The sequence below is a fragment of the Methanospirillum sp. genome (assembly GCF_035560735.1).
Classification (GTDB): Archaea; Halobacteriota; Methanomicrobia; order Methanomicrobiales; family Methanospirillaceae; genus Methanospirillum.
This window is the reverse complement of sequence record NZ_DATMYY010000218.1, coordinates 1-2,595: the sequence shown is the minus strand read 5'-3', so window position 1 is coordinate 2,595 and position 2,595 is coordinate 1. Positions and strand designations below refer to the sequence as shown.

The 2,595-nt window shown below is 43.1% G+C and carries 2 protein-coding genes; both read left to right on the top strand.

Features of this window, described 5'->3' with window-relative positions; all coding sequences use genetic code 11:
* Nucleotides 1-2,112 (top strand): methyl-accepting chemotaxis protein (locus VN429_RS06395; RefSeq protein WP_325631100.1); only part of this gene is annotated, 2,112 nt, incomplete at its 5' end.
* A gap of 164 nt (nucleotides 2,113-2,276) precedes the next feature.
* Nucleotides 2,277-2,595: response regulator transcription factor (locus VN429_RS06390; protein ID WP_325631098.1), on the top strand; the 319-nt coding region annotated here is incomplete at its 3' end.

The following is a 2,595-nucleotide window of genomic DNA, read 5'->3' as shown; positions in this document are numbered from 1 at the left end:
GCCGAAAACTTCCCTGGAGGGTGGGGCACCCTGGTTGGCGGAGTAAATGACCTTGTTGATGCTTTTGTGCAACCGATCAACGTCACTGCTGAATATGTAGATCGAATCTCTAAGGGAGACATCCCTCCAAAGATCACTGATTCGTACAACGGTGATTTCAACGAGATCAAGAATAATCTGAATCAGTGTATCGACGTCATGAACGGTCTCTTGTCTGAAACTTCCAGTCTGATTTCAGCAACTAAAGCCGGTCAACTGGATACCCGTGGAGCTGCCGATAACTTCCCAGGAGGGTGGGGCACCCTGGTTAGTGGAGTAAATGACCTTGTTGATGCGTTTGTGCAGCCAATCAACGTTACTGCTGAATATGTAGATCGAATCTCTAAGGGTGACATTCCCCCAAAGATCACTGATACATACAACGGTGATTTCAACGAGATCAAAAATAATCTGAACCAGTGCATCGATGTGATGAACGGTCTTTTGTCTGAGACAAACAGTCTGATTACAGCAACTAAGGCCGGTCAACTGGATACCCGTGGAGCTGCCGATAACTTCCCAGGAGGGTGGGGCACCCTGGTAGGTGGAGTAAATGACCTTGTTGATGCGTTTGTGCAGCCAATCAACGTTACCGCTGAATATGTTGATCGAATCTCTAAAGGTGACATTCCCCCAAAGATCACTGATACATACAACGGTGATTTCAACGAGATCAAGAATAATCTGAACCAGTGTATTGAGAGCGTAAACCTCCTTATCTCTGATTCCTCAATGCTTTCAAAAGCTGCTATAAGAGGAGAATTAGACACACGTGCTGACACATCAAAGCACCAGGGTGACTTCTATACAATAGTCGCTGGAGTCAATTCAACACTCGATGCGATTATTAATCCTTTAAAAGAGGCGATGCGGGTGGCTGATGAGTATGCTGCCGCTAATTTCTCTGCTCGTGTCGATGAGAGACTCAATGTTTCAGGAGATTTCGTAGCATTCAAGAGTTCGCTCAATAATATTGGAATCTCGGTTCAGATAGCTATCAACGAGATTCAACGGATAGCGGATCAGTTCGCAAAAGGAAATTTTGCTGCTGAATTTGATCAAAACCTGAAAATTGGCGGCGACTTATCGACAGTTCGTGACGCTCTCGGTTTAATCAGTACTGATGTATCAAAGGTTCTTACTGTCGTTACAAAAGAGATGGGCAACCTCTCGAGTAGATCACAGAATGCAAACTCTGGGATTGAAGATGTAGCAAGGGGTGCTTCGATGATTGCAAAGAACGCAGAGCAGACAAAGGTCAATGCAGAGCGGAGTGAGGATGGTATATCTCAGGTACTTCAAACAATGGAGGATCTGACACGGACTATATCAGATGTTTCTTCAAATGCTGACCTGGTTGCTGATAGAAGTAAAGAAGCAAATGAGCTCGCAAAGAAAGGAATTGGTTTTGCAGGCCGAGCTGATCAAGGGATGCAGAGTATCACAAAGACCAGTGAGCAGGTTGATACCATCATATCTGAAATCAGGTCTCAAATGAATGAGATCGGAAAAATTGTAGACCTCATAACAGATCTTGCAAATCAGACAAATCTTCTCTCCTTAAATGCAGCAATCGAAGCTGCACGTGCCGGTGATGTCGGGAAGGGATTTGCAGTTGTTGCAGCAGAAGTAAAATCATTAGCTCAACGATCACGACAATCTGCAGAACACATTGGAGATCTGATAAGTGGGCTGCAGGCAAAAAGTGATGCTGCCTCAAATGCTATGGCAACGGCAGGCAAGGCAGTTCTGGATGGCGGAGTTGCCCTTACTGATACATTGAAAATATTCAATGAACTTGGGTCTGCTGTCGAGGATATAACAAAGAAGATGGAGATGGTTGCAAGTGCGACTGAAGAGCAGGCAGCATCATTTGAAGAGATCACTGCCAGTGTAAATGAGATGAGTTCTCTTGTAAAAGAGACCTCTAAAGATGCATTGAGCTCTTCATCAACTAGTGAGGAGGCTTTGCAGATGGTTGATCAGATAACAGAAGTGATATCAGAGATCAACGATGCAGTTGGTACCATCAATTCTGAAATGGGGCGGTTCAAAATTAAAGAATTGAGTTAATAGATCAAAGTTACCCGGACCTGAAGAAATATCTGATAGTGTTCCGGATCGAAACATAATTTTATGGTACTTATTATTTCAGTCATCAATCTTATTTTTGGATTCAAATTTCGTCCCCGGTGGCCATATATAGGGGAAGATGGATGTATATGGGTTTAAAATCTATGTCTGACGAGATTATAAGAAAACCTGTCCTAATTGTTGATGATGATCCCCATGTACTCCTATCTGTATTGGTAACACTGGAAAATGCAGGATATCAGGTAACTACTGCTGAAAGTGGCAAGGCTTGTATTGAAATATTAAGGCCTGGATTTTCGGGGATTATTCTTCTTGACGTAATGATGCCAGACATGGATGGATGGGATACAATTCGGGCAATTAAAGATGAACATCTTGATGCTCACATTCTCATTGCTATGCTTACTGCGAAAATAAATCCTGATGAAAAAATGGTTGGGCTTGAAGATTATGTCTTTGATT